Origin of the sequence: Reyranella sp. CPCC 100927, assembly GCF_007859315.1 — a bacterium.
Lineage (GTDB): Bacteria > Pseudomonadota > Alphaproteobacteria > Reyranellales > Reyranellaceae > Vineibacter.
The window spans coordinates 640194-663758 of the sequence record NZ_VOHA01000002.1 but is presented as its reverse complement, the minus strand read 5'-3'; the positions used below and the strand labels follow the sequence as shown (position 1 = coordinate 663758).

General features: G+C 65.0%; 19 protein-coding genes. 7 read left to right on the top strand and 12 right to left on the bottom strand.

Annotated features, from left to right (window positions below; all coding sequences use genetic code 11):
• Positions 1–14: 14 nt before the first annotated feature.
• Complete coding sequence (locus tag FQU96_RS09150; RefSeq protein ID WP_146540546.1) at positions 15–896, bottom strand: helix-turn-helix domain-containing protein; 882 nt, start codon at positions 894–896, stop codon at positions 15–17.
• A gap of 87 nt (positions 897–983) precedes the next feature.
• Between FQU96_RS09150 and FQU96_RS09145 the strand changes: the two genes are divergently transcribed.
• The gene (locus FQU96_RS09145) at positions 984–1472 is read left to right on the top strand and encodes a VOC family protein (RefSeq protein ID WP_255467910.1); all 489 of its coding nucleotides are present in this window, start codon (positions 984–986) and stop codon (positions 1470–1472) included.
• A 138-nt stretch (positions 1473–1610) separates the two neighbouring features.
• Here the strand turns inward: FQU96_RS09145 and FQU96_RS09140 are convergent, their stop codons facing one another.
• From FQU96_RS09140 to FQU96_RS09130, 3 genes are all read right to left on the bottom strand, one after another.
• The gene (locus FQU96_RS09140; protein WP_146540545.1) at positions 1611–2228 is read right to left on the bottom strand and encodes an NAD(P)H-dependent oxidoreductase; all 618 of its coding nucleotides are present in this window, start codon (positions 2226–2228) and stop codon (positions 1611–1613) included.
• 138 nt (positions 2229–2366) lie between these two features.
• On the bottom strand, positions 2367–2921 hold the full coding sequence (locus FQU96_RS09135; RefSeq protein ID WP_178130401.1) for a VOC family protein: 555 nt from the start codon (positions 2919–2921) through the stop codon (positions 2367–2369).
• Positions 2918–3946, bottom strand: a complete 1029-nt coding sequence (locus tag FQU96_RS09130) for a D-cysteine desulfhydrase family protein (RefSeq protein WP_146540544.1) — start codon at positions 3944–3946, stop codon at positions 2918–2920. The genes FQU96_RS09135 and FQU96_RS09130 overlap by 4 nt, the downstream gene beginning before the upstream one ends.
• Positions 3947–4043: 97 nt before the next feature.
• Between FQU96_RS09130 and FQU96_RS09125 the strand changes: the two genes are divergently transcribed.
• A complete protein-coding gene (locus FQU96_RS09125; protein WP_178130400.1) occupies positions 4044–4937 on the top strand; it encodes a LysR substrate-binding domain-containing protein in 894 nt (297 codons plus the stop codon).
• Positions 4938–4957: 20 nt separating this feature from the next.
• On the opposite strand, the gene FQU96_RS09120 is transcribed toward FQU96_RS09125, so the two are convergent.
• Complete coding sequence (locus tag FQU96_RS09120) at positions 4958–6028, bottom strand: LLM class flavin-dependent oxidoreductase (RefSeq protein WP_178130399.1); 1071 nt, start codon at positions 6026–6028, stop codon at positions 4958–4960.
• Positions 6029–6076: 48 nt separating this feature from the next.
• Positions 6077–6835, bottom strand: a complete 759-nt coding sequence (locus FQU96_RS09115) for an SDR family NAD(P)-dependent oxidoreductase (protein ID WP_146540541.1) — start codon at positions 6833–6835, stop codon at positions 6077–6079.
• Between the two features lie 254 nt (positions 6836–7089).
• On the opposite strand from FQU96_RS09115, the gene FQU96_RS09110 reads away from it, so the two are divergent.
• From FQU96_RS09110 to FQU96_RS09100, 3 genes are all read left to right on the top strand, one after another.
• Complete coding sequence (locus tag FQU96_RS09110) at positions 7090–7866, top strand: IclR family transcriptional regulator (protein ID WP_178130398.1); 777 nt, start codon at positions 7090–7092, stop codon at positions 7864–7866.
• A 107-nt stretch (positions 7867–7973) separates the two neighbouring features.
• Positions 7974–9182 (top strand): ABC transporter substrate-binding protein, encoded by a 1209-nt coding sequence (locus FQU96_RS09105; protein WP_146540539.1) that lies wholly within the window; start codon positions 7974–7976, stop codon positions 9180–9182.
• A 148-nt stretch (positions 9183–9330) separates the two neighbouring features.
• Positions 9331–10992 carry a class I adenylate-forming enzyme family protein gene (locus FQU96_RS09100; protein ID WP_146540538.1) on the top strand — a complete coding sequence of 554 codons (1662 nt, stop codon included), beginning with the start codon at positions 9331–9333 and terminating at the stop codon, positions 10990–10992.
• 18 nt (positions 10993–11010) lie between these two features.
• On the opposite strand, the gene FQU96_RS09095 is transcribed toward FQU96_RS09100, so the two are convergent.
• The 4 genes from FQU96_RS09095 to FQU96_RS09075 all read right to left on the bottom strand — a co-directional run bounded on the left by FQU96_RS09095 (position 11011) and on the right by FQU96_RS09075 (position 17644).
• Positions 11011–12261, bottom strand: coding sequence for a hypothetical protein (locus FQU96_RS09095; protein ID WP_146540537.1), 1251 nt, complete (start codon positions 12259–12261; stop codon positions 11011–11013).
• 117 nt (positions 12262–12378) lie between these two features.
• On the bottom strand, positions 12379–15879 hold the full coding sequence (locus FQU96_RS09090) for a DEAD/DEAH box helicase (RefSeq protein WP_146540536.1): 3501 nt from the start codon (positions 15877–15879) through the stop codon (positions 12379–12381).
• Positions 15866–16636: a Hachiman antiphage defense system protein HamA gene (locus FQU96_RS09085; protein ID WP_255467909.1), complete on the bottom strand. Its 771-nt coding sequence runs from the start codon at positions 16634–16636 to the stop codon at positions 15866–15868. The genes FQU96_RS09090 and FQU96_RS09085 overlap by 14 nt, the downstream gene beginning before the upstream one ends.
• Before the next feature lie 483 nt (positions 16637–17119).
• Positions 17120–17644, bottom strand: a complete 525-nt coding sequence (locus FQU96_RS09075; RefSeq protein ID WP_146540534.1) for a helix-turn-helix domain-containing protein — start codon at positions 17642–17644, stop codon at positions 17120–17122.
• A gap of 75 nt (positions 17645–17719) precedes the next feature.
• On the opposite strand from FQU96_RS09075, the gene FQU96_RS09070 reads away from it, so the two are divergent.
• Complete coding sequence (locus FQU96_RS09070; protein ID WP_146540533.1) at positions 17720–18565, top strand: class I SAM-dependent methyltransferase; 846 nt, start codon at positions 17720–17722, stop codon at positions 18563–18565.
• 78 nt (positions 18566–18643) lie between these two features.
• Here FQU96_RS09070 and FQU96_RS09065 read toward each other — a convergent pair whose 3' ends face one another.
• Positions 18644–19648, bottom strand: a complete 1005-nt coding sequence (locus tag FQU96_RS09065) for an NADP-dependent oxidoreductase (protein ID WP_146540532.1) — start codon at positions 19646–19648, stop codon at positions 18644–18646.
• A 459-nt stretch (positions 19649–20107) separates the two neighbouring features.
• Here FQU96_RS09065 and FQU96_RS09060 point away from each other — a divergent pair, with 459 nt between their 5' ends.
• Positions 20108–21634, top strand: coding sequence for a DUF3987 domain-containing protein (locus FQU96_RS09060; RefSeq protein ID WP_146540531.1), 1527 nt, complete (start codon positions 20108–20110; stop codon positions 21632–21634).
• A gap of 377 nt (positions 21635–22011) precedes the next feature.
• Here FQU96_RS09060 and FQU96_RS09055 read toward each other — a convergent pair whose 3' ends face one another.
• Complete coding sequence (locus FQU96_RS09055; RefSeq protein ID WP_146540687.1) at positions 22012–23235, bottom strand: acyl-CoA dehydrogenase family protein; 1224 nt, start codon at positions 23233–23235, stop codon at positions 22012–22014.
• Positions 23236–23565 lie beyond the last annotated feature (330 nt).

The window sequence follows — 23565 nt, the reverse complement described above, 5'->3', positions numbered from 1 at the left end:
GTGAACACGGGATGTCATCGCCGCCGCGGCCGGGCGATTGTCACGGGCTTTCGCGCGGCGGTCTCGGCGGCCAGCAGGCGTGCCAGGCGATCGCGGCTCTTGTTGTCGGCCGGCGTATAGAGGGAGACGAAGAAGTCACGGTCGCGGCCACTCGGCTGCAGGGTGGCAAAATCGAAGCTCATGTCGCCGACCCGCGGATGCCGTACGGTCTTGCGCCAGATCGGCGGATCCGCGAGCTCGCGATCGCGCCACCACTGAGCGAAGGTCTCGCTCGATGCCATCAGGCGCGACACCAGGGACGTCATGACGGGATCGTCCGCCATCGTCGCCGTCGCCAGCCTGAACTGGGCCACCACCGAGCGCGCCACCGTCGGCCAGTCGACGAAGCGCTCGCGCCAGAGCGGATCCAGGAACATGCGCGCGATCAGATTGCCCGACCATTCGTCCTCGGCGAAATCGCCCAGCAATACCCGCGCCGGCTGGTTCGAGGCCACGACCTGCCGATAGCGATTGGTGATGTAGGCCGGGTGCGGCGCCAGGCCCTTGAGCAGGGCCAGCAGGTCGGCCGTCGGCAAGCCCGGCGAGACGGCGCCCCGTTGCCAGTCGAGATCCGGTCGCGCGAGGTGGAACAGGTACGTCTGTTCCGACGGGCTCAGCCGGAGCGCCTTGCCGAGCGACCGTAGCGCATGCGGCGATGCGTTGACGTTGCGCCCCTGCTCGAGCCAGACGTACCAGGTCGTGCTGATACCGGCGGCATCGGCAACCTCTTCGCGCCGAAGGCCCGCGGCGCGACGGCGGCCGCCGACGGTGATGCCGAAATCCGCCGGGTCCAGCCGCTCCCGCCGGCCCCGCAGGAACTGCGCGAGCGCGTCGCGCCGTGTCTGGTCAAAGGGCATGGTAAGTCTTGTACTAGGATAAGATCCTATCTTTTACCAGTTTAATACGCCGCTTAGGGTTGCGTCCTCCAACCGGAGGACGTGCCGATGCATCGACGCGATGTGCTCGTCCGCGGCGCCGCGCTGCTGACAGTGTCCGCCGGCGCGGCGCGCGCGGAACGCAAACCGTTTTCACAGGGATTCACCATGCAGGCGCTCAGCCAGATTCGCCAGATCGACTACACCGTCATCTTTGTCCGCGACATGGACGCGATGCGGCACTTCTACGAAACCGTCATGGCGTTCCCGCTGGTGCGGACCTTGGGCGACCGCTGGTTCGAGTACCAGGTCGGATCGACCACCTTGGCCTTGCGGGCCTATGGTCCGGTTTTCAACGATCCGCCGCCGGCGCCCGGTGCGCTGTCGCTGCAGATGGCCTTCCGCGTCGCACCCCCGGTCGTGGCCGACTGTGCCGCGGCGCTCGAGGCCAAGGGCGTCAAGCTCGTCGCGCCGCTGACCGACCAGCCCTGGGGGCATCGCACGATCTTCTTCCGCGACCCCGACGGCAACGTGCTGGAGATCTTCGCCGAGATATAGTGCCGACCGATCATTGAGGTGATTCGCTGCCCGCTGTCATCCCGAGCGCAGCGAGGGATCTTTGATGCATTGCACGCCATCTTCAGAAGATCCCTCGCTGCGTTCGGGATGACTGACGCGTGAAAACACGCCGGATGGCTACGCCGCTTGCACCGCGGTCGTCCGACGGGATTCGCCGAAAACCTGGCGCCCGATGGCCTGCGCCGTGTCGAGCAGCACGGTCATGTCCGGAGCGTCAGGCTGGATCAGAAGCTCCGACGTCACGACGGGTGCGCCGCAATAGCCGAAGATGCCATGGTCGATCTGCGTTTTCATGGCGCCGAAATAGCCATGGCGGGCATAGGTTCTCAGGTTGGCGCCGGCGCTGGCGATGAGGTGAACCCGCAGGCGGCGAAGCTTTTTCTCGAGTTTGCCATCGCCGTCGTCGTAGGCCCAGCCGTTGGCGAACACGCGTTCGATCCAACCCTTCAGGAGGGCCGGCATCGACCACCAATAGACAGGGTAGACCAGAACCAGTGCATCGGTTCGATCCAGGCGCGCCTGTTCGGCGGCGACGTCCACCGGGGCCGGTACCTGTCGGAGGTGGCTCGCGACATCGGTCGCGGTGAAGCGTGGATCGAAGTCCTCCGCCGCCAGGTCGGCGATTTCGACAGTGTGTTCCGGTCCCGCCTCGGCAATGCCGGCGGCGACGCGCCGGGCCAGGTTGTGCGTCAACGAGCCGGGGTTGGGGTGCGCGGCAACGATAAGCGCATGCATGAGAGCAGATCCTTTTTTCGGTCGATTGCCGGACAGGGCATCTTGTCACCCTCAGTAAATTACTAATGGTAATAATTTCAAGTGTGGCAGGATCAGAATCACACTTGGTGGCTGGTCTGATGTTCGGTGCCGCCCGGTCTACCGGTCCTTGTCGCGCGTAAAGGCTGACTCGGCGATGGCAAGCGGCGTGAGCGGCGCGCTGGCCTCGGTGACGCGCCGCCAGTAGGCAAGGCTGCCTTCGGGCGCGACGTGCATGATCTCGAGTTTCATGCCATCGGGATCGGCAAAAAAGAACGCATAGTAGCCGGGCTCGTAGTCGTACGCGGCGGGCGGATCGAGGATCGGCACGCCGCATGCCGACAGCAGGGCGTAGCAGGCATCCACGTCGGCGCGGCTGGCGACGTTCCAGGCCAGATGATGCAGGCCTGGTGAATAGCGATCATGGCTCTTGTTGCAGCTGTCGGGATTGGACACGCCCATGATGAACCAGTGCAGCGTGCCGTGCGGGGCCCAGCCCGCCCACGCCAGCCGCGTGGCGCTCTCTTCCACCAATCGGTAACCCAGTCGTGCCATCAGAGGCGCATAGAATGCCTTGGCCCGGGCAATGTCGGAGACGGTCAGGCGCAGGTGGTTGATCGTGCCGGTGGGCACGGCATGCGGCGTGCCGGGCGTGAGACTCGCGTCGTCTGTCATGCGGTTCCTCCCGATGGCGTGAGCAGGTCCGGGTATCCGAACAGCGCCGGCATGCCGCCGGTGTGCCAGAACAGCACGCGCGTGCCGGCGACGATGTCGCCACGCGCCGCCAGCATGCGCAGTCCAGCCATGGCCTTGCCGGTGTAGACGGGATCCAGCAACTGGCCTTCCAGGCGCGCTGCGTCCAGAATGGCCGCGCGCGTATCGGAGTCGAACAGGCCGTAGCCAGGACCACGGGCGCCGTCGAACACCTCGATCCGCAGGGCCTCGAGCACCGGCAGTTTCAGCAACGCGCAGCACTGCGCGACAATCGCGGTGACTCGCGCGCGCTGCGCCGATGCCGCGCGCCCGACGCTGATGCCGATCACCCGCCAGGGCTGGCCCGTCAACGCCGCACCCAGGGCGACGCCCGCCTGCGTCCCGCCACTGCCGCTCGGCACAACGACGGCGTCGAACGTTCCATGGGCGGATTGCTGCGCCAGGACCTCCAGAACCGCGCTGACATAGCCCAATGTGCCGAGCGCATTGGAGCCACCGATCGGGATGATGTAGGGCAGGGCACCGACGGCCCGGAGGGCGGCCGCGCGATGCTCCAGCGCCGGCATGCTGTCGGCGCCCGGCGGCAGGACATGGACGCGCGCACCAAAGGTCTCGTCCAGCAGCCGGTTGCCGTTATACGCGTAGGCCGGGTCCATCGCAGTTTGTGGCGTGGTCAGGATCAGCTCGCAGTCGAGGCCCAGGGACGCCGCGGCCGCGGCGGTGAGCCGGGCATGGTTGGATTGCACGGCGCCCGCGGTCAGCACGACGTTGCTGCCCGCCGCCAGCGCGTCGGCGAACAGGAACTCGAGCTTGCGCACCTTGTTGCCGCCACCGCCCAACCCGGTGGCGTCGTCGCGCTTGATCGACAGATCGATGCCGAGCCGAGCGCCGAGGCGGGGCAGGGCGTCGATCGGTGTCGGGCTGTGACCCAGGCGCTGCCGCGGAAAGGCGGCGAGGCGCTGGGCCAACGGCAGCGGTGTCATCATGAATGCCGATTGAGACAGTATAATTATCGAAGATAATGATGATAGTGTTCGGCCGGAAATGAGATTTTCCGAGCGCACCCATCGGGATTTCAGATCAATGATCCACGCGCCCGACCTCGAGATCCTCGTCAGCTTCGTGCGCGTGGCTGACGTGGCCAATTTCACAAAGGCGGCGCGGCTGTTGAACCGGTCGCAGTCGACGGTCAGTCTCCATATCAGCCGCGTCGAGGAACTCTACCGCTGCCGCGTGTTCCAGCGCAGCACCAAGGCCGTGGTGCTGACGCCGGAAGGCGAGATCCTGCTCAGCTACGCGCGGCGCATGATCCAGCTGCACCAGGCCGCCGCGACGCAGCTTCACGGGCGGACATTGTCGGGCGCGCTGCGTGTGGGGATCATGGAGGACTTCGCTGTCCGCCAACTGCCGCACATCCTGCGCCAATTCGCGGTCAGTCATCCCAATGTCGAGCTGGAGTTGCTCACCGCCGTCAGCGCCGATCTCATGAGCGCCCTGGACGATGGTCGCCTGGATGTCGTGCTGGCGCGCCGCGCCCAGCGCCAGCGCCGCGGCGACGTGATCTGGCGTGAGCCGCTAAGCTGGGTCGTTGCGCGCGATCATCATCCGGCTGCGCTGGATGGTCCGCTGCCGCTGGTGCTGTTCGCGCACGGTTGCTTCTACCGACCGCTGGTGATCGAAGCCCTCGATGCCCGCCACATTCCATGGACGATCGCGTGCACCAGCACCAGCCTGTCGGGCGTTTGCGCCGCCGTCGGCGCCGGGTTCGGCATCACTGTGCTGGCCGACAGCACCATCACGCCCGAACTGAAGCGCGCACCGCCCAGTCTTTCGTTGCCGCGCCTGCCGGCAACGGAGATCGCCGTCTTCTGCGGGCGCCAGGCGCCGCGCGATCTGGCGGCGCCCCTGGTGGAGATCATCCGCGGCGCATTTTCCACCGTGCGTGACGGCAAGACATCGCGCCGCGCCCGAGCCTGAGTGCGATCAGGGCACGGCGATCACTGCCATGCCTTCACCACCGGCATGACCTCCGCCGCGAACAGGCGCAGCGAGGCTTCCGCCTCGTCGTAAGGGATGCCGCCGAAGCGGAAGGATGTCGCGAGTTCGAAGTTGCCGAGCAGGGCCCGGCGGGCGTCGAGGGTCTGCAGGATGCGATCCGGCGTGCCCCACGATGTGGCGCCCATGAACGATTTGACGAAGCCTTCCTTGCCCATCTTGTTCAGGCCTTTCGCGGCGTCGGCATAGGCGGCGTAGCCTTTCGTCGTCTTGAAATGGTCGCCCATGATTTCGTAGTGCTCGAGGATGCTGTCGAGGTAGGTGCCCAGGTACTGCGTCGCCCGGTCCTCGGCCTGGTCGCGATTGGCCGTGCAGAAGCAGAAATCGCAGGTCATCGGCGGCGGCGCCGCCGTGCCATGGAGTTCGCGGTATCGGCGGCGATGCTTCTCGACCGACGGCAAACGATGCTCCCACGTACGATCGGCGAACATCACCATGCGGCCGCGCAGCCGGGCAGCGGATTCGATGGAGTCGTCGCTGGACGCCACCGTGTAGAGGCGATCGCCGAATGGCCGTGCCGGCTTGGGTCGGATGGCGGTGCGCGGCTGAGGATAGAACTTGCCGTTTCCCTCCATGATGCCGGTGTCGAGGGCATTCAGGATCAGATCCGCCGACTCGTCGAACCGCTCGCGCGATTCGTCCATCCCGATGCCGCGAAAGGCAGCGAACTCCCGGCGCGACAGGCCGCGGCCGATGCCGAACCGCAGCCGTCCGCCGGCCAAATGATCCAGCAGCGCGATCTTTTCGGCGACCCGCAGCGGGTCGTTCCACGGCAGGATGACGGCCGCGGTGCCCACTTCCGCGTTCACCAGCCGGGCGGCGAGATAGGACAGCAGCTGCGCGTTGTCCGGACAGAACGAGTAGTCGAAGAAGTGGTGTTCGACCGACCAGATGACGTCGAAGCCGAGCTCGTCGGCGAGCAGGGCCAGGCGAATTTCTTCGTCGTAGACCTGGCCGTCCGAAATGCCGTCCCAGCCGTGGCTGGTGAACACCATCTGCATACCGACGTCCATGCCGACCTCCATCGTCAGGTTGTTGCTGTTGCGCTGTGGCCGCGGGCGTCAGCCCACAAAGGCGCCACCGTTCACGTCGAGCACCGCGCCGGAGATATAGGACGCGGCCGGTGAGCACAGGAAGGCGATCGGCCAGGCGATCTCCTCGGCGCGGCCCATGCGGCCCAGGGGCAGGGCGGACGACGCGAAGGGAAGCCCCTGGGCCAGCGGCGTATCGACCGGCCCCGGTGCCACGCCGTTCACAAGCACATTCTGGCCGACGCCGCGCCGCGAGAGGCTGCGCACCAGCGTGTGGACCGCGCCTTTCGACGCGGCGTAGTCCATCGGCGTACCGCCGGCGACGCCGCCACCGTTGCGGCCGGCGGCCGAGCCGACCAGGACGATGAAGCCGCCGCCGCGTGAGCCCAGGCGGTCGATGAACGCGTTGCCCAGGACCATGGGCGCCCGAACGTTGATGCGCATCAGAAGGCTGAAGCGGTCCGCGTCGGACAGGTCGCTGCGCCAGCCGTCGCGGCTGAAGACGGCAGCACAGTTGGCGAAGGCGAAGATCGCGTCCTCGCGGGCAAGCGCCTGCAGAAAGTCGTCACTCGCGAGGTCGCCGACCCGCGTGGTGACCGTGGCGCCGGCGCGCCGCGCGTCTTGCGCCACCTCGTCGAGAGGGGAGACATCGGCCAGGACCAACTCGGCGCCCAGCCGGGCGAGCAGCCCCGCGGTGGCACGGCCGATGCCGCTGGCGGCGCCCGTGAGCAGCACCCGCTTTCCCGTCAGCCCGAGGCTGGGCGCGGCTGGTCGTACGTCTTCGGCCAATTGATCCTCCCGTCGTTGCGCAGCAGCATCGGACTCATGTCATATTTGTCAATAGCGAATTTATTCGTTAATAACGAATGATGATTATCTCGCGGTGAGCTGTCATCCCGAGCGTCGCGAGGGATCTCCCGCGAATGGCGCACGATGCGTCGCTCGCAGGAGATCCCCCGCGACGCTCGGGATGACAGGTGTCAGCGACCAGCGATTCCAGATACTAGTCGCAACGGCAGATGAGAGATGAGAGAGGGCAGTCCATGAAAAGCCAGCAACGCGGCATCCAGTCGGTGGAACTCGGCTGCGCGCTTCTCCTGGCACTGGCACGCAGTCGATCCCCGATGCAGTTGCGCGATCTGGCCAAGGCGGCGGATATGACGCCCTCCAAGGCGCATCCCTATCTCGTCAGCTTCGGCAAGCTGAAGCTGATCGCGCAGGATCCGGCCACCGGCCAGTACGATCTCGGCGAGGAAGCCCTGCAGATCGGGCTGGCATCATTCCAGCGCCTGTCGCCCCTGCGCATCGCCCAGGAGGAGCTCAAGCACATCGAGGTCGATTCCCAGTATTCGACGGCGGTGTCGGTGTGGGGCAATCAGGGGCCCACCATCGTGCAGTTCACCGAGGCGGACTACCCGCTGCAGGTCTACATCCGAAGCGGCACGGTGCTTTCGCTCGCCAACACAGCCGCCGGTCAGGTGTTCGCCGCGTTCATGCCGCGCCCTGTGGTTGTCGGCGCGCTCAAGCACGAGCGCAGCCGCTTTGCCGGCCGATCCGAACCCATCTCCGTGGCGGCACTGGACGAGATTGTCGCCGAGGTCCGCAAGCTCGGGATTGCACGCAGCATCGGCACCGTGGTTCCCGGCGTGAACTCGATCAGCGCGCCCGTCTTCAATGACCGCGGCGAGCTCGTGATGGCGATCAGCGTCATGAAACCAGGCCTGCCTGCCGACGCCGATCCCAAGGGCGCCACCGCGCGCGCCGCCAAGCAGAGTGCCATGCGCATCTCGCAGCGGCTCGGTTTCAGACCGCCAGATTGATTTCGCTATTGTAGAATCCGTTTGACATAAGCGAACGACCTTCATACCGTCGCCCGTGCACCGCCGAGCCGCGACAAACAACGGCGGGCAGCTGTCGGGAGGATGCGATGGTCAAGCGGTGGCTTGCGGTCGGCTTGAGCCTTTGTCTGCTGGGCGTGTCGCCGGCGGCCGTCACGGCGCAGGACAAACCGCTCAAGATCGGCGTGCTGACCGATATCAGCGGTCCGTTCTCCACGATCGTCGGCGAGAACTCGGTCGAGGCCGCGCGCATGGCGGCGGAGGATGCCGGCGGCACGGTCGCCGGCCGCAAGATCGAGATCGTCGCCGCCGATCATCAGAACAAGGCGGATATTGGCGCCAACATCGCGCGCCGCTGGTTCGACACCGAGAATGTCGAGGTGATCGTCGACGTGCCGGTGTCCTCGGTGGCGCTGGCTGTGCAGGCGGTCGCCCGCGAGAAGAAAAAGGTTGTGCTGTTCTCGAGTGGACTGACCGATCGTCTCAGCAACGAGGATTGTGCGCCCTACAGCGTGCAGTGGATGCTCGATACGAACGTGCTGGCGCGCGGCACGGTGAAGTCGATCCTGGAGGAGGGCGGCAACAGCTGGTTCTTCCTCACCGCCGACTATGCCTTCGGCCATTCGATGGAAAAGATCAGCCGCGACATGATCACCGCGAGCGGCGGCACGTTCCTGGGCAGCGTGAAGAATCCGCTCAACACGCCCGATATGTCGTCGTTTCTCCTGCAGGCCCAGGCCAGCAAGGCCAAGATCATCGGTGTCGCCAATGTCGGTCAGGACTTCCGCAATATCGTGACGGGCGCTGCCGACTTCGGCCTGTTGAGTGGCGGCCAGCGGCTCGCCAGCATGATCGTCTACGACAGCGACATCATCTCGCTGGGTCTCGACAAGGCGCGCGGCCTCTACCTGACAACCGCCTTCTATTGGGATCTCGACGACGGCACGCGAGCCTTCGCCGAGCGCTTCTTCAAGCGCCGCGGTGCCATGCCGAACATGATCCAGGCCAGCATCTATTCATCCGTGGCGCACTACCTGGCAGCCGCCAAGGCCACCGGCAGCGTCGAGCCGGACAAGGTCCTGCCGCAGATGCGGGCCATGCCGGTCAACGATTTCTTCGCGCGCAACGGCAAGCTGCGCCCCGATGGCCTGATGCAGCACGACACCTTCCTCATGGAGGTCAAGGCGCCGTCCGAGTCGAAGTCCAAGTGGGATATCCTGAAACTGGTGCGCCGCATTCCCGCCGATGTGGGCTACGCACCGCTTGCCGAGTCGAAATGCCCGGGACTGGCCAAGTAAGCCTGGGAGCGCGGGCGCCCCGCCCGCTATCGCCCGAAGGGCGAACCACGACGGTCGATGCTTCTCACGTAGGCGAGAGCAAAGCCATTGCCGGCGATGCAGGCCAGAGGCCCGCGCTCCCGGGAACTGCACATGACGGGAGACTCCGTTGATCGACCTGTTCGGGACGCAGCGGCTCGGTGACCTGCCGGCACGTGCCGCGCGAAACTGGGGCAGCCGCGAGGCCTTGGTGTTCGGCGACCGGCGCTGGACGTTTTCGGCCCTGCATGAGGCGGTCGACCGTCATGCCTGGGCGCTGATGCAGGCGGGTTTCCAATCGGGCGATCGCATCGGCCTGTGGTTCACCAACCGGCCGGAGTACATCTTTCTGCTGTTTGCCATCAGCCGGATCGGGGCGATCGCGGTACCGCTCAACACGCGTTATCGCTCGCGCGACGTCGCCTATTGCCTCGCCCAGTCGCAGTGCACGGCGCTGGTCTATGCCGAACGTTCAGGGCCGATCGACTACGGCGAAATCCTGGCCGAGGTGGTGGCGGATGCGGCGTCTCTGCCGGACGGCAGCCTGCGCAGCGAGATGTTCCCGCATCTGCGTCGCCTGATCGCGGTCGACGAGAAGCGCCTGCCCTCAGCGAACACATTGGCCAGCCTGATCGCCGCAGCCGGCCCCGTCGACCCGGCCGCGATCGAAGCGCGTGCCGAGGCGATCGCGATCGATGATCTGGCGATGATCGTCTACACGTCAGGCACCACCGGTGATGCCAAGGGCGTCATGCTGAGCCACGCCGGCGTACGTCTGTGCGTCGTGCGCAGCGTCATCTGGGGCACGACGTTCCGCGACGTGCAGATGCACTACCTGCCGCTGTTTCATCTGTACGCCATAGGCTTCGTCACCGTGCCGTCGATCGCGCTGGGTGCGTCGCAGATCCTGATGGAGACTTTCGAGCCCGAGGAAACCCTCGACCTGATCCAGCGCGAAAAGGCCACCATTGTTCACGGGTTTGACCCCCATTACCGCGACCTGCTGGACGCCCAGCACCGCCGGCCGCGCGATCTCGGCAGCCTGCGCATGGGAAGCTTTCCGTCGGGGCCCGACAACTGCGTGGCGATCGTGCGGCGTGCCAACCAGGAATTCTGTCCGATCTATCCGTCCTTCGGCATGACCGAAACCTGGGGCGGCATCACCGCCGGCTTCATGGACAGTTCGGTGGAGCAGCGGAGCGAAGCCTCCGGCTTCCCCGTGCCGGGAGTCGAGGTCCGCATCGTCGATCCGGAAACCGGCCGGCCCCAGCCGGCGGGCGAACTGGGCGAGATCCAGGTGCGCAGCTTCTCGCTGATGCAGGGCTACTACCGCATGCCCGACGAGTCGGCCGCCGTGCTGCTGCCGGACGGGTTCCTGCGGACCGGGGATGCCGGCTACCTGCGGCCGGACGGCTATCTGCGCTTCACCGGGCGCTACAAGGACATGTTGAAGGTGGGCGGCGAAAACGTTGCGCCGGCGGAAGTCGAGGCTTTGCTGATGGAGATGCCCGGCGTCCTGGATGTTTCCGTTGTCGGCTATCCCGACGACCGGCTCAACGAAGTGCCGGCCGCGTTCGTGATCATGACCGGCAAAGCGGCACCGATCGACGTCACGGCCATCCGTGAGCACTGCTATGGCCGCGTGGCGAGTTTCAAGATCCCGCGCCACGTGTTCATCGTCGACAGCTTTCCCATGACGCCGTCAGGCAAGGTCCAGAAGGTCAAGCTGCGCGAGTACGCCAGACGATATCGACATGAAGAAGTGCCGCGTCATCACCCTCAAGGATGCTGAGATACAATTATTGCGGGCCTATGATGGAGGCCCGTTGTCAGGGCCGATTCTAATGTCACCAAAGAGTGTTTTGATCTCGGGGTGCCAGACGAGTCCGGATAGCTCCCGGATCCACGTCCCGAGTACCTCATTCCCTATGGGACGGCGGCTGATCGTTGCGCTATGCCAAACTTGCAAATACGGCGCGCTCAGTGCACGTCGCACATGTTCGATTGCAGCGGCGTGATCGGTAAAGCGCCCGAAGCTAGACTGTATCAGTCCCTGCCGCCTGAAGGTGAAGTGATACTCATAGCTGATCGTGAGCTTGTCGTTTTGAAGGCCCGATGGGAAGTTGTCCGGCGAGTCCTGGGACCATAAGCAAGTCAGACAAGTATCCTCATAGAGGACGGTGCCTTTGCAATCGGGGTTGATGCAGGCACGGCGCTCCACTTCCGTTGTCTCTCCGCAAACGATGCAGCGCAGACGTATCTCGCCTGCGGATCTTGAGCTGAGCTGCGCTAGCGCCGGCCAGTCATTCTGCCAGTCGCGGTTCGCGTGACCCCAGCACAACGGGCACATGTAGGTGCGTCGTTTGGGTACCAGCCCGAAGAAGCGCTTGCTCTCCGCGGGCGTGAGATGCCGAACGGCAATGTCAATTTGGCCCATAACGATGTTGTGGTGATCGTCTACGGAGAGACCATAAGCGGCGTACTTTCCTTCGGCTTCCATGGTGAAAAGAAGCTGCGGCCAACGGATTTCAGGAAATAGAGCCTCTGTCGCGGTGAGTATGCTGCGAATGAGTATTGCTGGATCGAAAGTCTTCGTTGAGATGGAGTGCATCACTTTGTTCCGGTCACGGCGAACACCATCCCAAAACACGCGGAATCCATCGTCTAGTGGAATAGAGGCGAAAGTATTGTGGACCTTTGCCAAGTCGGCGGCGTCGAGCGTCCGGAACTCGCTGAAGGGTACAGAGCGTGTTTCGACACCGCTCGGCCAATCCTTCGGGTCGCGTGCGATCAGCAGATAGGGGGAGATCGCAGCGATCCGTCCTTTCAAGGCCATCTCCATAGCCTGCTGAACCAATCCGAACGCGTTCGCGAGCGCAGGCTGCGATTTCAGCCAGTATGCCGCCGCAGCGGTAACGCCTTCGGTTTCGTCTAGTTCAACGGCCAGCTGCTGAGCTTCCTCGTAATCCTGAGTCGCTTGCATTGCGATCTGCCAGGCGAGATAGAGCTGATTGAGGCCTGCGGCGTGAAAGTCCGCTGCGGTTGGGATCTCGGTGATCATGCAGGCGCAATTCTCAGGGAGCAGTGAAAACCGTCAACACACGAGCGCGGACGTCGGTGCCCAAAATTCTGAGCATCTTGGTCATCCATTTCAGATCAGCTCCCGACCGGTGGCTGGTCAACCCAGCCAGAGGTCATCTGGGCCAAGATAGCTGAGGTCAATCTTGCCCGGGTTCGCGCTGACCGTGGCACGCAATAATCCGCGTCGCGAGGGGTTGAGCGGCATGTTGGCTTCGCCAATCGGGGAGCCGTCGGCGGATAGGATAAAGGGCCGGTCCTGAATGTGATGCACTCGCACAGGCGTTCCAGCCGGCGGGAGTGCGGTGGGGTTCCACTTCACATCCGCCCAATAGCGGTGGTCCTTCCAGGTAGTCGACGTTTGTGGAATAAAGTTCGTGACGAATGCGGTCCACATTGCCTTGGTTTCAGGGGTAGGCCAATCGGGTTGGGCGCTCAGTGCCTTGACCCGGTCCGACGCGAGCCATTGTTGAAGCTCGGGGGCGTTCGAGAAGGTCGCGGCCGTGTCATTCACTGCCTTGATGGCGGCCAACCGGGATGAAAAACCGGCCTGAATGAGGATTGAGGCAGGTCTCTGGATCGTGCCGGTCTCGACGGCAGGTACGGCAAACCCGAGTTCGAAGTCGTCCAACTGCAAGCCCATGTCGCCGACTACGTCGCCGTTGGCGAGGCCACGCACGCGGATCGCTTCCATCGCCCAGGGAAGACGATAGACGAGACCGCCCTCAACGAACTGGAGCGTGTCGGCTTCCTGGTCAATGGCGACGGCTGCGAGAGGTTCACCGAGCAACCAACAGCGAAGGATGTCGCGCCAATTCGGCGGTAGCTTGTCGGGTATGAACGGACTGATGGCGAACACGCGCTCGGCGATAGCGGTGATCGCGGTGACGGCTTTGTCGGCGTCTCCGCTCAGGAGGGCGCCGTTGGCGCTGATAAGAAGGTCGTTGCCGTCGGCCGCTATGGCGTCGAGCGCATGGCCGGTTTTCAGGCCGATACCGGCCAGGAAGTAGCCTCGGCGCCTGACGGGCGTGGATTGCGCCCAGATCTGCCGGCTGCGGGAAATCAGGGCGGCCTTGAGCACTGCTTTGACGTTGTCTTTCCGCCGATTGAGGCGCCTTTCCCATAGTGATGATTGTAGGATGTCGTCGAGGGCAGCTGGAATGTCCGCGTCGGCGATATCGTTCTCGCCGATCAAGCTGAGGATCGCGGTATCCAGCGTCGCGAGATAGACGTCCCAGTCGGCCCGGGCCAGCTCCCGACTCTCGGCGCCTTCGCCGGCGACTTCCGGAAAGGTCCAAGCCTCGGCGTTGTTGACGACATACTCGACAAGTCGGTCAAGCCCCCCACTGACCTTCTTGCTCATACGCAAGAGCAAGGTGATGAGCAATCGTACAAGACCGCTTTCCATTTCCCGGGAGCTCAAATCCGCAACCAAGGCTTCCCACTGGGCTGTGCGGCGCGCATGATTATCGAAGATCGGATAGAGAACCAAACCCTCAACATCGACGTAGGCGCGGCCAGCACGCCCAACCACATTCTTGAATTCGGAGGTCTCGATCCGCTCACGATTTCGGAAGAGCGAATGGATAATGATGGCAGTCGCCGAGAGATTGAGGCCTTGAGCGAGTGTCGGCGATGAGATCGTTACTTTGAGAACGCCTTCGCGCAACAGCCGCTCGACCTCCTTTCGGAAAGCGGCCGGCAGTGCACCGTGGTGAATCGCGACGCCGAGTTTCAGGCACTGGAGGATCGAATGGTCGGTGCCGAGCCATTCTGCACCGAGCGTAAGCGCAGTGTTCAGGACTGCTTGGTCTACCTGAAGCAACGATGATAGTGCGCCACGCTCGTGCAGGTCGAGGATTCGATCAGCGAATGGCTCGACATGGGCACGTACGGGGCAGAAGACAAGGACGGACTGACCGTCATTCACGAGACGCCAAGCGGTCGCGAGACAGAGTTCACCAAGATCGGCAGGAAACGTCTTCTTGCGTCTGCCGACCGGGGGCACGAACCCGGTGAGGAAACGCGGAACGAAGGGGCGTTCCTGGCCAACGCGCAGGTTCAGCCGTGCGTGCTGCCCATTCCAGACCACCTCACCATAGCGCAGCCGCGTCGGCCGCCAGTCGTTCTTGATCAAACCGCCGGGTCGGTCGCGGCGTAGCCAGCCGGCGAAATCGTCGAGCTGGTTGCCGTCGGGCAGGATGGCCGACAGGCACACGATCCTGCGCTGTGCGGCGTCTGCGCGTCGCAAGAGCCGCTGGATCTGGACCTCATAGCGGACCTCTCGTTCGCTGAGTCCGATCATGTGGCCTTCATCGAAAACGAGCAGGCCAACGTCGTCGAGGAGACTCGAATCGTTCCTCAGTGCGAAATCGAGCTTCTCAGGGGTAGCCACAACGATGTGACGTTGGCGGATCGCATCTTCGTCGAAACCGCTGACGCCGATGCTGCCGTAGAGCGCTGAGATGGTCTTTCCGAGCGGTCCGAAGGTGCGTTGCAGGGTAGCTTCGGTCTGGGCCGACAACGCTCGCAACGGGGTTACAAAGATGACTCGACGGCCCGCCGCTAGGCATCGCAGGATACATAGCTCGGAGATGCGGGTCTTGCCGGCGCTGGTCGGCAGTGAGACCACAAGGTCGTCGGCTTGGTCCACGGCGCGCGCGGCCGCGGCGATCTGTGAGGGCCAGAGGTCGATCTCGGCCCTAGGTCGACGAACCAGCGAGGCAATGAAAAGTTCACGCAACAATGGCCAGTCGGCGGCGTCGCCTCCGGCGGGAATCAATGGCAGGCGTTCGTGAAATGTCGAGTCCCAGAGATCTGACAACAAGTGCAGTGCGACACGGTGCGCCCACCATTGGGGCAGCAGGTTGATTTCCGCGCAGATGCTGAGGCCTTCGCGAAGCCGTGCGAGAGCTTGCTCCATGAGCTCCCGGTCACCACGCTCAACGGCAAGCAGGAAGACCGCTAGCACACCGAAGAAGTTGTCGGTGAGCGCGAGGTCGATGCCTTCGAACAAGAAGGACGATGCGCCGTCCGCCGGCTCACCGCCCTCAGCCTGATCCCACTGCACGTGAAAGGCGGCGGTGATGGTGGCGTCGCTACCGTTACCTTGAAGTCGAAAGCTGAGAATGGTCGTCTGCAGCTCGCCCAGATCTCGAAGCATGAGCTGGGCGAGCACGCGCTCGATCGGCGAGAAATTGTCCTCGGCCTGGACGATCGTCAGCAGCGAATATGCCCGGGCCGAGAGATGGGCCAGGTGATAGGCCGCCGCGGCCATGACAAAATGGAAGTCACGGTCGCTTTCGCCACGTGCCCCTTTCGCCATAACCGCTTCCAGAGCGGTCGCTGCCTGTTCGAAGGCAAGGCGAGCTCGAGCCGGATCGCCGCCCAGCTCACGGAGATGCAGGCCGAGTTCCAGGAGCGAATAGCCATAGGAATGGAGGTCGTAGCTGAGTTGGGGTGAAAAGGTGGGAGCACCGGCCGGCAGCACGCCATCGCGCCAAATCATAGCCCTGGCTTGGCCACGCGCGATTAGCCGGTCGCGGAAACCCGGGATAACCGCTTCATCTATGTTGGCCTGGATGCTTTCAACTGTAGGCATTGGCGATCACTAGGTCGTAGACTGCGGCCACGAAGGCACCATGGCCTTCGACCCGCAGCCCTACGCCCCATTGCGCGATGCCACCCGCATAGGTCTGCAGCGAGCCGGTGAGATGGGCCTCGGGGTTGTTACCAGAGAAGGTGAAGAGCAAGTGGCTCACGTTCTGCGGTTGGATGCCGTGCTTGAGCAGCGCGTCGAGGATAGCGTCTGCTAGTGCCTCTTCGCCCAGCTCTGCCAGTCGGTCGGCGATAAACGACAGGGCGTGGGCCGAGGGCAGGCCGCCATCCTTGTCGAGGCCCGTTCGCGCTTCTGCCACGACCGCGGCGGTTAAGGCCGCGCGGCTCTTGGCTTCAGTCTTGAGGAACAGAAGACGGCCGGCCTGCGGGTCGTGGTGAAAGCCGATCACGTCATCGCCACGCATCGCCATGTTGCGGTGGTCCTTCCAGCGTAGCCGCTTGATCGGAACCTGAAAGCCACTTTGAGTCGCGATAAATTCGGACGCCAGGATTTCGCCAAGGTCGCCTGAACGGATGGATTTGCTTGTTGGCAGTTTACCTTCAACGAATTTGGCAGCTTCGATCTTGCCGAGTCGGCGAAGAACGGCGCCGACACGCTCCTCGGCCGCGTAGTGAGTCGGCAGGATGACAGCCATCGCAGCGACACCGGCGTTCAGTCGTACGGGGTCACCAGAAAGAATGCGAAGCGGGTGAACTCCGACATTGCTCTCGGCAGTATTGCACCAGTCGTTGAACTGCACCACGTTGGTCCTACCTGCTCGATCGACGGTGTGGCGATGGATCGCTGCCACGCTGATCTGGAGATACCATAACTTTGCCGCCTACAATCGCTGAACAATTTGTGCCATCATCTCTGCGGCGCGCATAGTACATGGCGGGCGTGTCGGAGCGCAGAGGGCACAACGAAAGGTGCCACCCAGGGGGTCGAAAGAAGTCGGGCGCCACCGCGCGTTCCTTCGGGCGGGAACGGTCTCAGGCAGGGTAACGATCGTGGCCGATGCCAAGATGTTGGCGCAAATCTCGGCGAAGGATGGGCTCATCGCGCGGCTGGACCAGAGTGGCGGATCGACGCCCGGCGCCTGCGCGGTGTTCCCGACAGCGCCTATAGCCACCAGCCTAGTGCTCGCGAGGGTCTGTTTCAAAGCCTGCTGAGAGACCCGATAGAGACGTGCGGTCCGCTCAATTGCTGCGAACCAGCTTGGTTTTCGCGGAAGGTGACCACGTCAACGCCGGTTGGTCGATGATGCACCTGATCGTGCTGCGACAGCTGGGGCAGCTTGTGGGGCGGTCTGGCTCCGCTGCAGATTGGAAACTGCGGCCGGCGTCGTCGATAGCGGCGCCCCGCGGGTGAACGCGCCGGCTGCGGCGGCGTTCAGGTAGCGGCGGAATGTGGGGCACTCCCAATGGCTGGGCGCGGGGCAGCGGGCGGCGTGGCGTAGGCCATCGCGCATCGCGGTCAGCCGGCGGATGGTATCGTCGAGCGCGTCCGCCTTCTCGGTCAGCCGCCGGCGATCGATGTCCGGACGGCCGTCGCGGCCGGCGAACATCAGCGCCATCTCGTCGAGCGAGAAGCCCGCGGCCTGTCCGAGCGTGATCAAGGCCAGCCGTTCGAGCACGGCCGGTTCGAACAGGCGCTTCAGGCCGCGCCGGCCGATCGATGCGATCAGCCCCTTCCGCTCGTAGAAGCGCAACGCTGACGCGGCGACGCCGGACTGCCGGGCGACTTCCGCAATGTCGAGACCTCGCATTCCTTGACCTCAAGTCGACTTGAAGTGCGAGAGTGTCGTCTCCATGCCCCAGGGGCAATCGAAAAGGAGATGACGATGACTGTGCCGAGCCGTCCCGGCAGCGACCAGTTCACCCTGTGGAACGGCCCCACCGGGCGGACCTGGGTCGAGCATCAGGCCATGATCGACGCGTTGTTCGCGCCGTTCGAGGCATTGTTGGTCGATGCGGCCGTCGCGGTCGCACCGCGCGCCGTGCTCGACGTGGGCTGCGGCGCGGGAAGCACGACGCTGGCGGTGGCAAGGCGGCTCGGCGCGGGTGCGCATTACACCGGCATCGACATTTCCGACCCGATGATGGTGGCGGCGCACGACCATGCCGCGCGGCAGCGGCTGCCGGTGCGCTTCATTCGCGCCGATGCGCAGTCCTATGAGTTCGTGCCTGCGGAATTCGACATGATCATCTCGCGTTTCGGCGTCATGTTCTTCGACGATCCGATCCGCGCCTTCGCCAATCTCCGGCACGCCGCGCAAAGCCGGGCCGCCCTGCGCTTCATCGCCTGGCGCAGTCCGGAGGAAAATCCGTTCATGACGACCGCCGAGCGCGCGGCGGCGCCGCTGGTGCCCACCATGCCCGCCCGCGTACCGGACGCACCGGGGCAATTCGGCTTCGCGGACGGACGGCGGGTCCGGCACATCCTGGAGCAGGCCGGCTGGACCAGCATCGACATCCGCCCGATGGATGTCGCGTGCGTCATGCCCGCGACGGCCCTGACCCCCTATCTGACCCATATGGGCCCGCTCGGAGCGATCCTGCGCGACACCGATCCGGCCACACAGGCGGGGATCATTCAAACGGTTCGCGCCGCCTTTGATCGCTACGTCGATGGAACGCAGATCCGCTTCACCTCAGCCTGCTGGATGGTTGCCGCCACAGCGCCATAGGGACGCGGTCGGGCCCGCGCGCCGCCGGTACGCCATGGGCCAACGACGGCGCCGGTGATCGTCCGATCGAGCCAAGCGTCAGTGCATGGCAACGACCACCTTTCCCTTGGCGCGCCCGCTTTCGACGTAGGCCAGGGCTTCGGCAATCTGTGCAAACGGATATGTCTTGTCGACGATGACCCGGAGTTTACCCTGTTCGATGAGGTCGCCGAGCAGGCCAAGGTCGCGGCCGCTGGAGTGCATGAAAAGAAATCGATAGCCGATCCCGGCGCGTCGCGCGCGCGATCTGATGCCGTAGCTGATGATCCAGAACAGAGCGGCAAGGACGCGGCTGCCGCCGAGGTCCTTGATCGCCGTCTGCGGCTCCGGCAGAGCGGCGACCGAGACGATCCGGCTGCCGGGCTTCATGACGTCGACCATCTGCGCCAGGGTGTCGCCGCCGACAAGATCAAGCCCGGCATCAAACCGGTCATCCACTTTGGACAGGTCCTGCGCCGTGTAGTCGATCACCGCATCGCAGCCCAACGCGCGCACCAGCGCCTCGCCGCGCGCCGACGCTGTCGTCGTTACATGGGCGCCCAGCCATTTGGCGATCTGAATGGCGAAGGTGCCGACCCCTCCGGCGCCGCCGGAGATGAGCACCTTCTGCCCCGGCTCGACGCCGAGCTCGTCCCGCAACGCCTGCAGCGCCGTCAGACCGGCCAGCGGTACCGCCGCCGCCGTGGCGAAATCCAGGCCCCGCGGAATCCGCGCGGCGTCGTCCTCGTCAACGCACGCTTGCTCGGCGAAGGCGCCGGCACGGTCCTTGGCGACCCGGGCGAAAACAGTATCACCGATGCGGAACCGTTTGACGTCGCTGCCTATCGCGACGACGTCGCCCGCCAGTTCGTTGCCCAGCACAAGCGGAAGCGTCGGCCGCAGGATGGCGCGCAGCTTGCCTTGTCGGAACTTGAAGTCGACGGGGTTCAGGCCGGCCGCCCGGACGTCGACGCGGACGTCGCGTGGCCCCGGTGTCGGCACAGGGACATCGATCAGCTGCGCGCCGTCGGGGCCGCCGTAGTGCTTCAGAACGTAGGCGCGCATGGGGCCATGCTCCTGATTCGAGGGAGGGCTATCGCATATGGCGCCGACCTCACCCTGAGGAGCGAGCGAAGCGAGCGTCTCGAAGGGTGGGCTACCATACGTGCGTTTCGACAACGGCTGAGGCGATCGAACGAGACCATAGCCCATCCTTCGAGACGCCGGCTGCGCCGGCCTCCTCAGGATGAGGGTGTGCGTCGCCATATAGCCCTAAGGTTTTGAGGTGTCGCCCGGTCGCCGTCCGAGGTGGACGGCCAAATCCTAGCGAAAAAATATTCTCGGTGTCGATTTTTGGACTCTTGTCGGTGCCGCACCCTGCGCTGTAATTGGCCACACGTTCGCATATTCGATGCCGGAACACGGGTGCCGGCTGGATCGCCGGCTGCCGTCGTCGTGAGGCATCCGTCCGCTGTCGCGCGGCGAAGGCGAACGCCGCTTTCACATACATCGAGGGGTGGCGCCATGAGTGCGCATGACGTTCCAGCCGCAACCCGACGCGGCGGTCCGGCGAAGACTGCCAGCGCGTCCGTGACCGCATCCGTCGATGCCTGGCCCGAGCCTGACCTGACGCTGCTCGACCATCGACGCAGCGACGTGCCGGCGTTTTCGGTCGACGTGCTGCCAGCGTTCTGGCGCGACTGGGTGTGCCGCAGCGCCATCGGCGCCAGTGCATCGGTCGGCCATGTTGCGCTGTCGCTGATCACGGCGGCGGCGAGCCTCCTGGGCAGCATGCGGCGCGTGGCGCCGGCCCCATCGTGGTCGGAGCCGTGCATCCTGTGGGCGGCGTTGGTCGGCGCGCCGTCGTCCGGCAAGTCACCGGCGCTGGAAACGGCGTTGCGGTTGTTGCAGGCGGTGGACGCCGACCTTGCTGTCGTCAACACCGGAGCACGCCGGCTGCGTCTGGAGCAGGACCGGGCGGCGACAGAGCGGTGGGCGGAACAGGCGCGCGAGGCCGAACGCACCGACGGCCCGGCGCCGGCGCTGCCGGGCCGGCCACGCTTCGAGCCGCGCCGGCTCGTGTTCGACGATGCCGACATCGAGTCTCTGTCGCGCGCGTTGACCGGGGCGCCGGGTGGCGTATTGCTGGCGCGCGACGGGCGCGGCGCGTGGCTGGACGAGATGATCCGCGACGCCAGGGACGGCAGCAATCGCGCGTTCTGGCTGGCGGCGTGGGCAGCCCGCGCCTGCAGCGTTCATCGCAAGGCAGTGCCGAACGTCCGCATCGCGTCGGTTGCCCGGACGAACGCCGCCGCCGTGTCGATCCTGGGGACGCTGCGGCCCGATGCCCTGGCGGCGACCCTGGCCGGCGAGGATGATGACGTGGTGGCGCGCTTTCTGTTCGCCTGGCCACTGCGACCGTCGTTCCGCACGTTGTCGCAGATGACGCCGCCCCCGGACGATGCTGCGTGCGCAGCGCTGGCGCGGCTGCGCGATCTGCCGAAGGTGCGACGCGACCTGGGCCTCTCGCCGGAGGCCCTGGCGCCGTTCGATGCCTTCAGGCGCATGCACTATGCCCGTGGTGATGATCTTGACGGCCGGGAGGCCGACTGGTGGGGCAAGGGCAGCGGCATGGTGTTGCGCCTGGCCGGCGTGCTGGCGTTCCTCGACTGGGCCGCCGCGTCCCCCGGCACGGCGGAGCCGTCGGTTGTGCCGGGGTGGGCGATCGGTGCTGCCATCCGGTTGTGGCACGACTATTTGTGGCCTCATGCGCGCGCTGTCTTTCGCACCACGGGCAGCAGCGTGTGCGATCGCCGCGCGCAGAAGGCGTTGCGCTGGATGCACCGCGCGCAGGTGACCGATATCACGCGCACGGTGCTGCGTCGCAAGGCACTCGGGCTTGCCTGCGATGCCGCCGAAACCCAGCGCGTGGCCGATGCGCTGGTGGTGGCCGGCTGGCTGCGGTCGCTGGAGGCTGCCGGCCCGCCGCGCGGCCGACCGTGCGTGCGCTGGGCCGTCAATCCGGCTCTCGCGACAGCGCCCGTGGCATAGGCGCACGGCTTTCTGTCGCTTTCTGTCGCTTTTCTGTCAGGTCAACACAGGCGATCAGCGTGTTGCGATCACAACGAAACCGATTTTCTGTCGCTTCTGTCGGCGTGGTTTCGTGTCGTCCTGAGCGAAGCGAAGGACCCGGCGATCGGGGTTTCAGTCAGTGGCAATCCTGGTGGCGGCTGGGACCGCGCCGCTCCAGCGGCGCTCATGGCCTTACGTCGGAAAGAGCGCCGCTGGAGCGGCGCGGTCCGACCCGTCATCAGGGACGCCGGCATCCTGAAACAAGCACCGCAAGATCCTTCGCTTCGCTCAGGATGACAAAAACGAAAAAAGGGCCGCCCGTGGGCGACCCTTGCTCGATGCGATTTGCTCGTCGCTCAGTTGTGCTTGGCGATCTCCAGCCGGCCGACCTGGTCGCGATGGACCTCGTCGGGGCCGTCGGCCAGGCGCAGGGTGCGCTGATGGGCGTACATGCTGGCCAGCTTGAAGACCTGGCTGACGCCGCCGGCGCCGTGCAGCTGGATGCAGCGGTCGACGATCTTGGTGGTGATGTTGGGCACCGCCACCTTGATCATGGCGATCTGCTGGCGTGCTTCCTTGTTGCCGTACTTGTCCATCGCCCACGCCGCCTTCAGCACCAGCAGGCGGGCCATGTCAATCTCCATGCGCGAGTCGGCGATGATGGCCTTGGTGACGCCCATCTCCGACACGCGCTGGCCGAAGGCGACGCGGCTCTTGGCGCGCTTGATCGCCATCTCCAGCGCCCGCTCGGCGACGCCGATGGCGCGCATGCAGTGATGGATACGGCCCGGTCCCAGGCGGCCCTGCGCGATCTCGAAGCCGCGGCCCTCGCCCAGCAGGATGTTCGACTTGGGCACGCGCACGTTGTCGTAGATCACCTCGGCATGGCCGTGCGGGGCATCGTCATAGCCGAACACGTGCAGCATCTTCACGATCTTGATGCCGGGCGTGTCGCGCGGCACCACGATCATCGACTGCTGGCGGTAGGCCGGCGCGCTGGGATCGCTCTTGCCCATGAAGACGATGACTTTGCAGCGCGGGTCGCCCATGCCCGACGACCACCACTTGCGGCCGTTGATGACATAATGATCGCCGTCGCTCTCGATGCGCGACTCGATGTTCTTGGCATCAGACGAGGCCACTGCCGGCTCGGTCATGGCGAAGCACGAGCGGATCTCGCCGTTGAGCAGGGGCGTGAGCCACTTCTTCTGCAGCTCCGGCGAGGCGTAGCGGGCGAACACCTCCATGTTGCCGGTATCGGGCGCCGAGCAGTTGGTCGCCTCCGACGCGATCGACGAGCGGCCCAGCATCTCGCAGATCGGCGCATAGTCGAGGTTCGACAGGCCCATCGTGCCGTGGGTGTCGCCGCTGTCGCGGTCCTTGGGCAGGAACATGTTCCACAGGCCGCGCTTCTTGGCTTCGGCCTTGCACTCTTCCATCACCGGCGGCAGCAACCAGCGGTCCTTGGCGGCGTTGAGCTGCTCCTCGTACGCCGTCTCGGCGGGGTAGATCACTTCGTCCATGAACTTGCCGAGTTTCTCCAGCAGGTCCTTGGTGCGATCCGAATATTCGAAATCCATCGCCATCGTTCTCGTCTCCTCATGTGGCGCGTCTGGCCCGACGCTGCCCGGCCCGTCCCCGATGAACAGGCCCCGGCCAATGCCTCTTTCTCGCCGGCGGCGACTGTAGGCCGATCGCGCGAGCATATGAACGACCATTTTCGGTGGCGTCGCTCGTCCGTCCGGCCCGCGAAACCCTATTTCGTTGCGCCGATTTGCCGTCCGCGCCGCGAAATGAGGTCCCTCTCCCGCAAGCGGGAGAGGGAGGGCCCATCGCGAAGCGATGGGAGGGTGAGGGACTACGAACGAACCGCCTCGTCCTTAAGCCCTCACCTCGGTGTATCGGCCGAA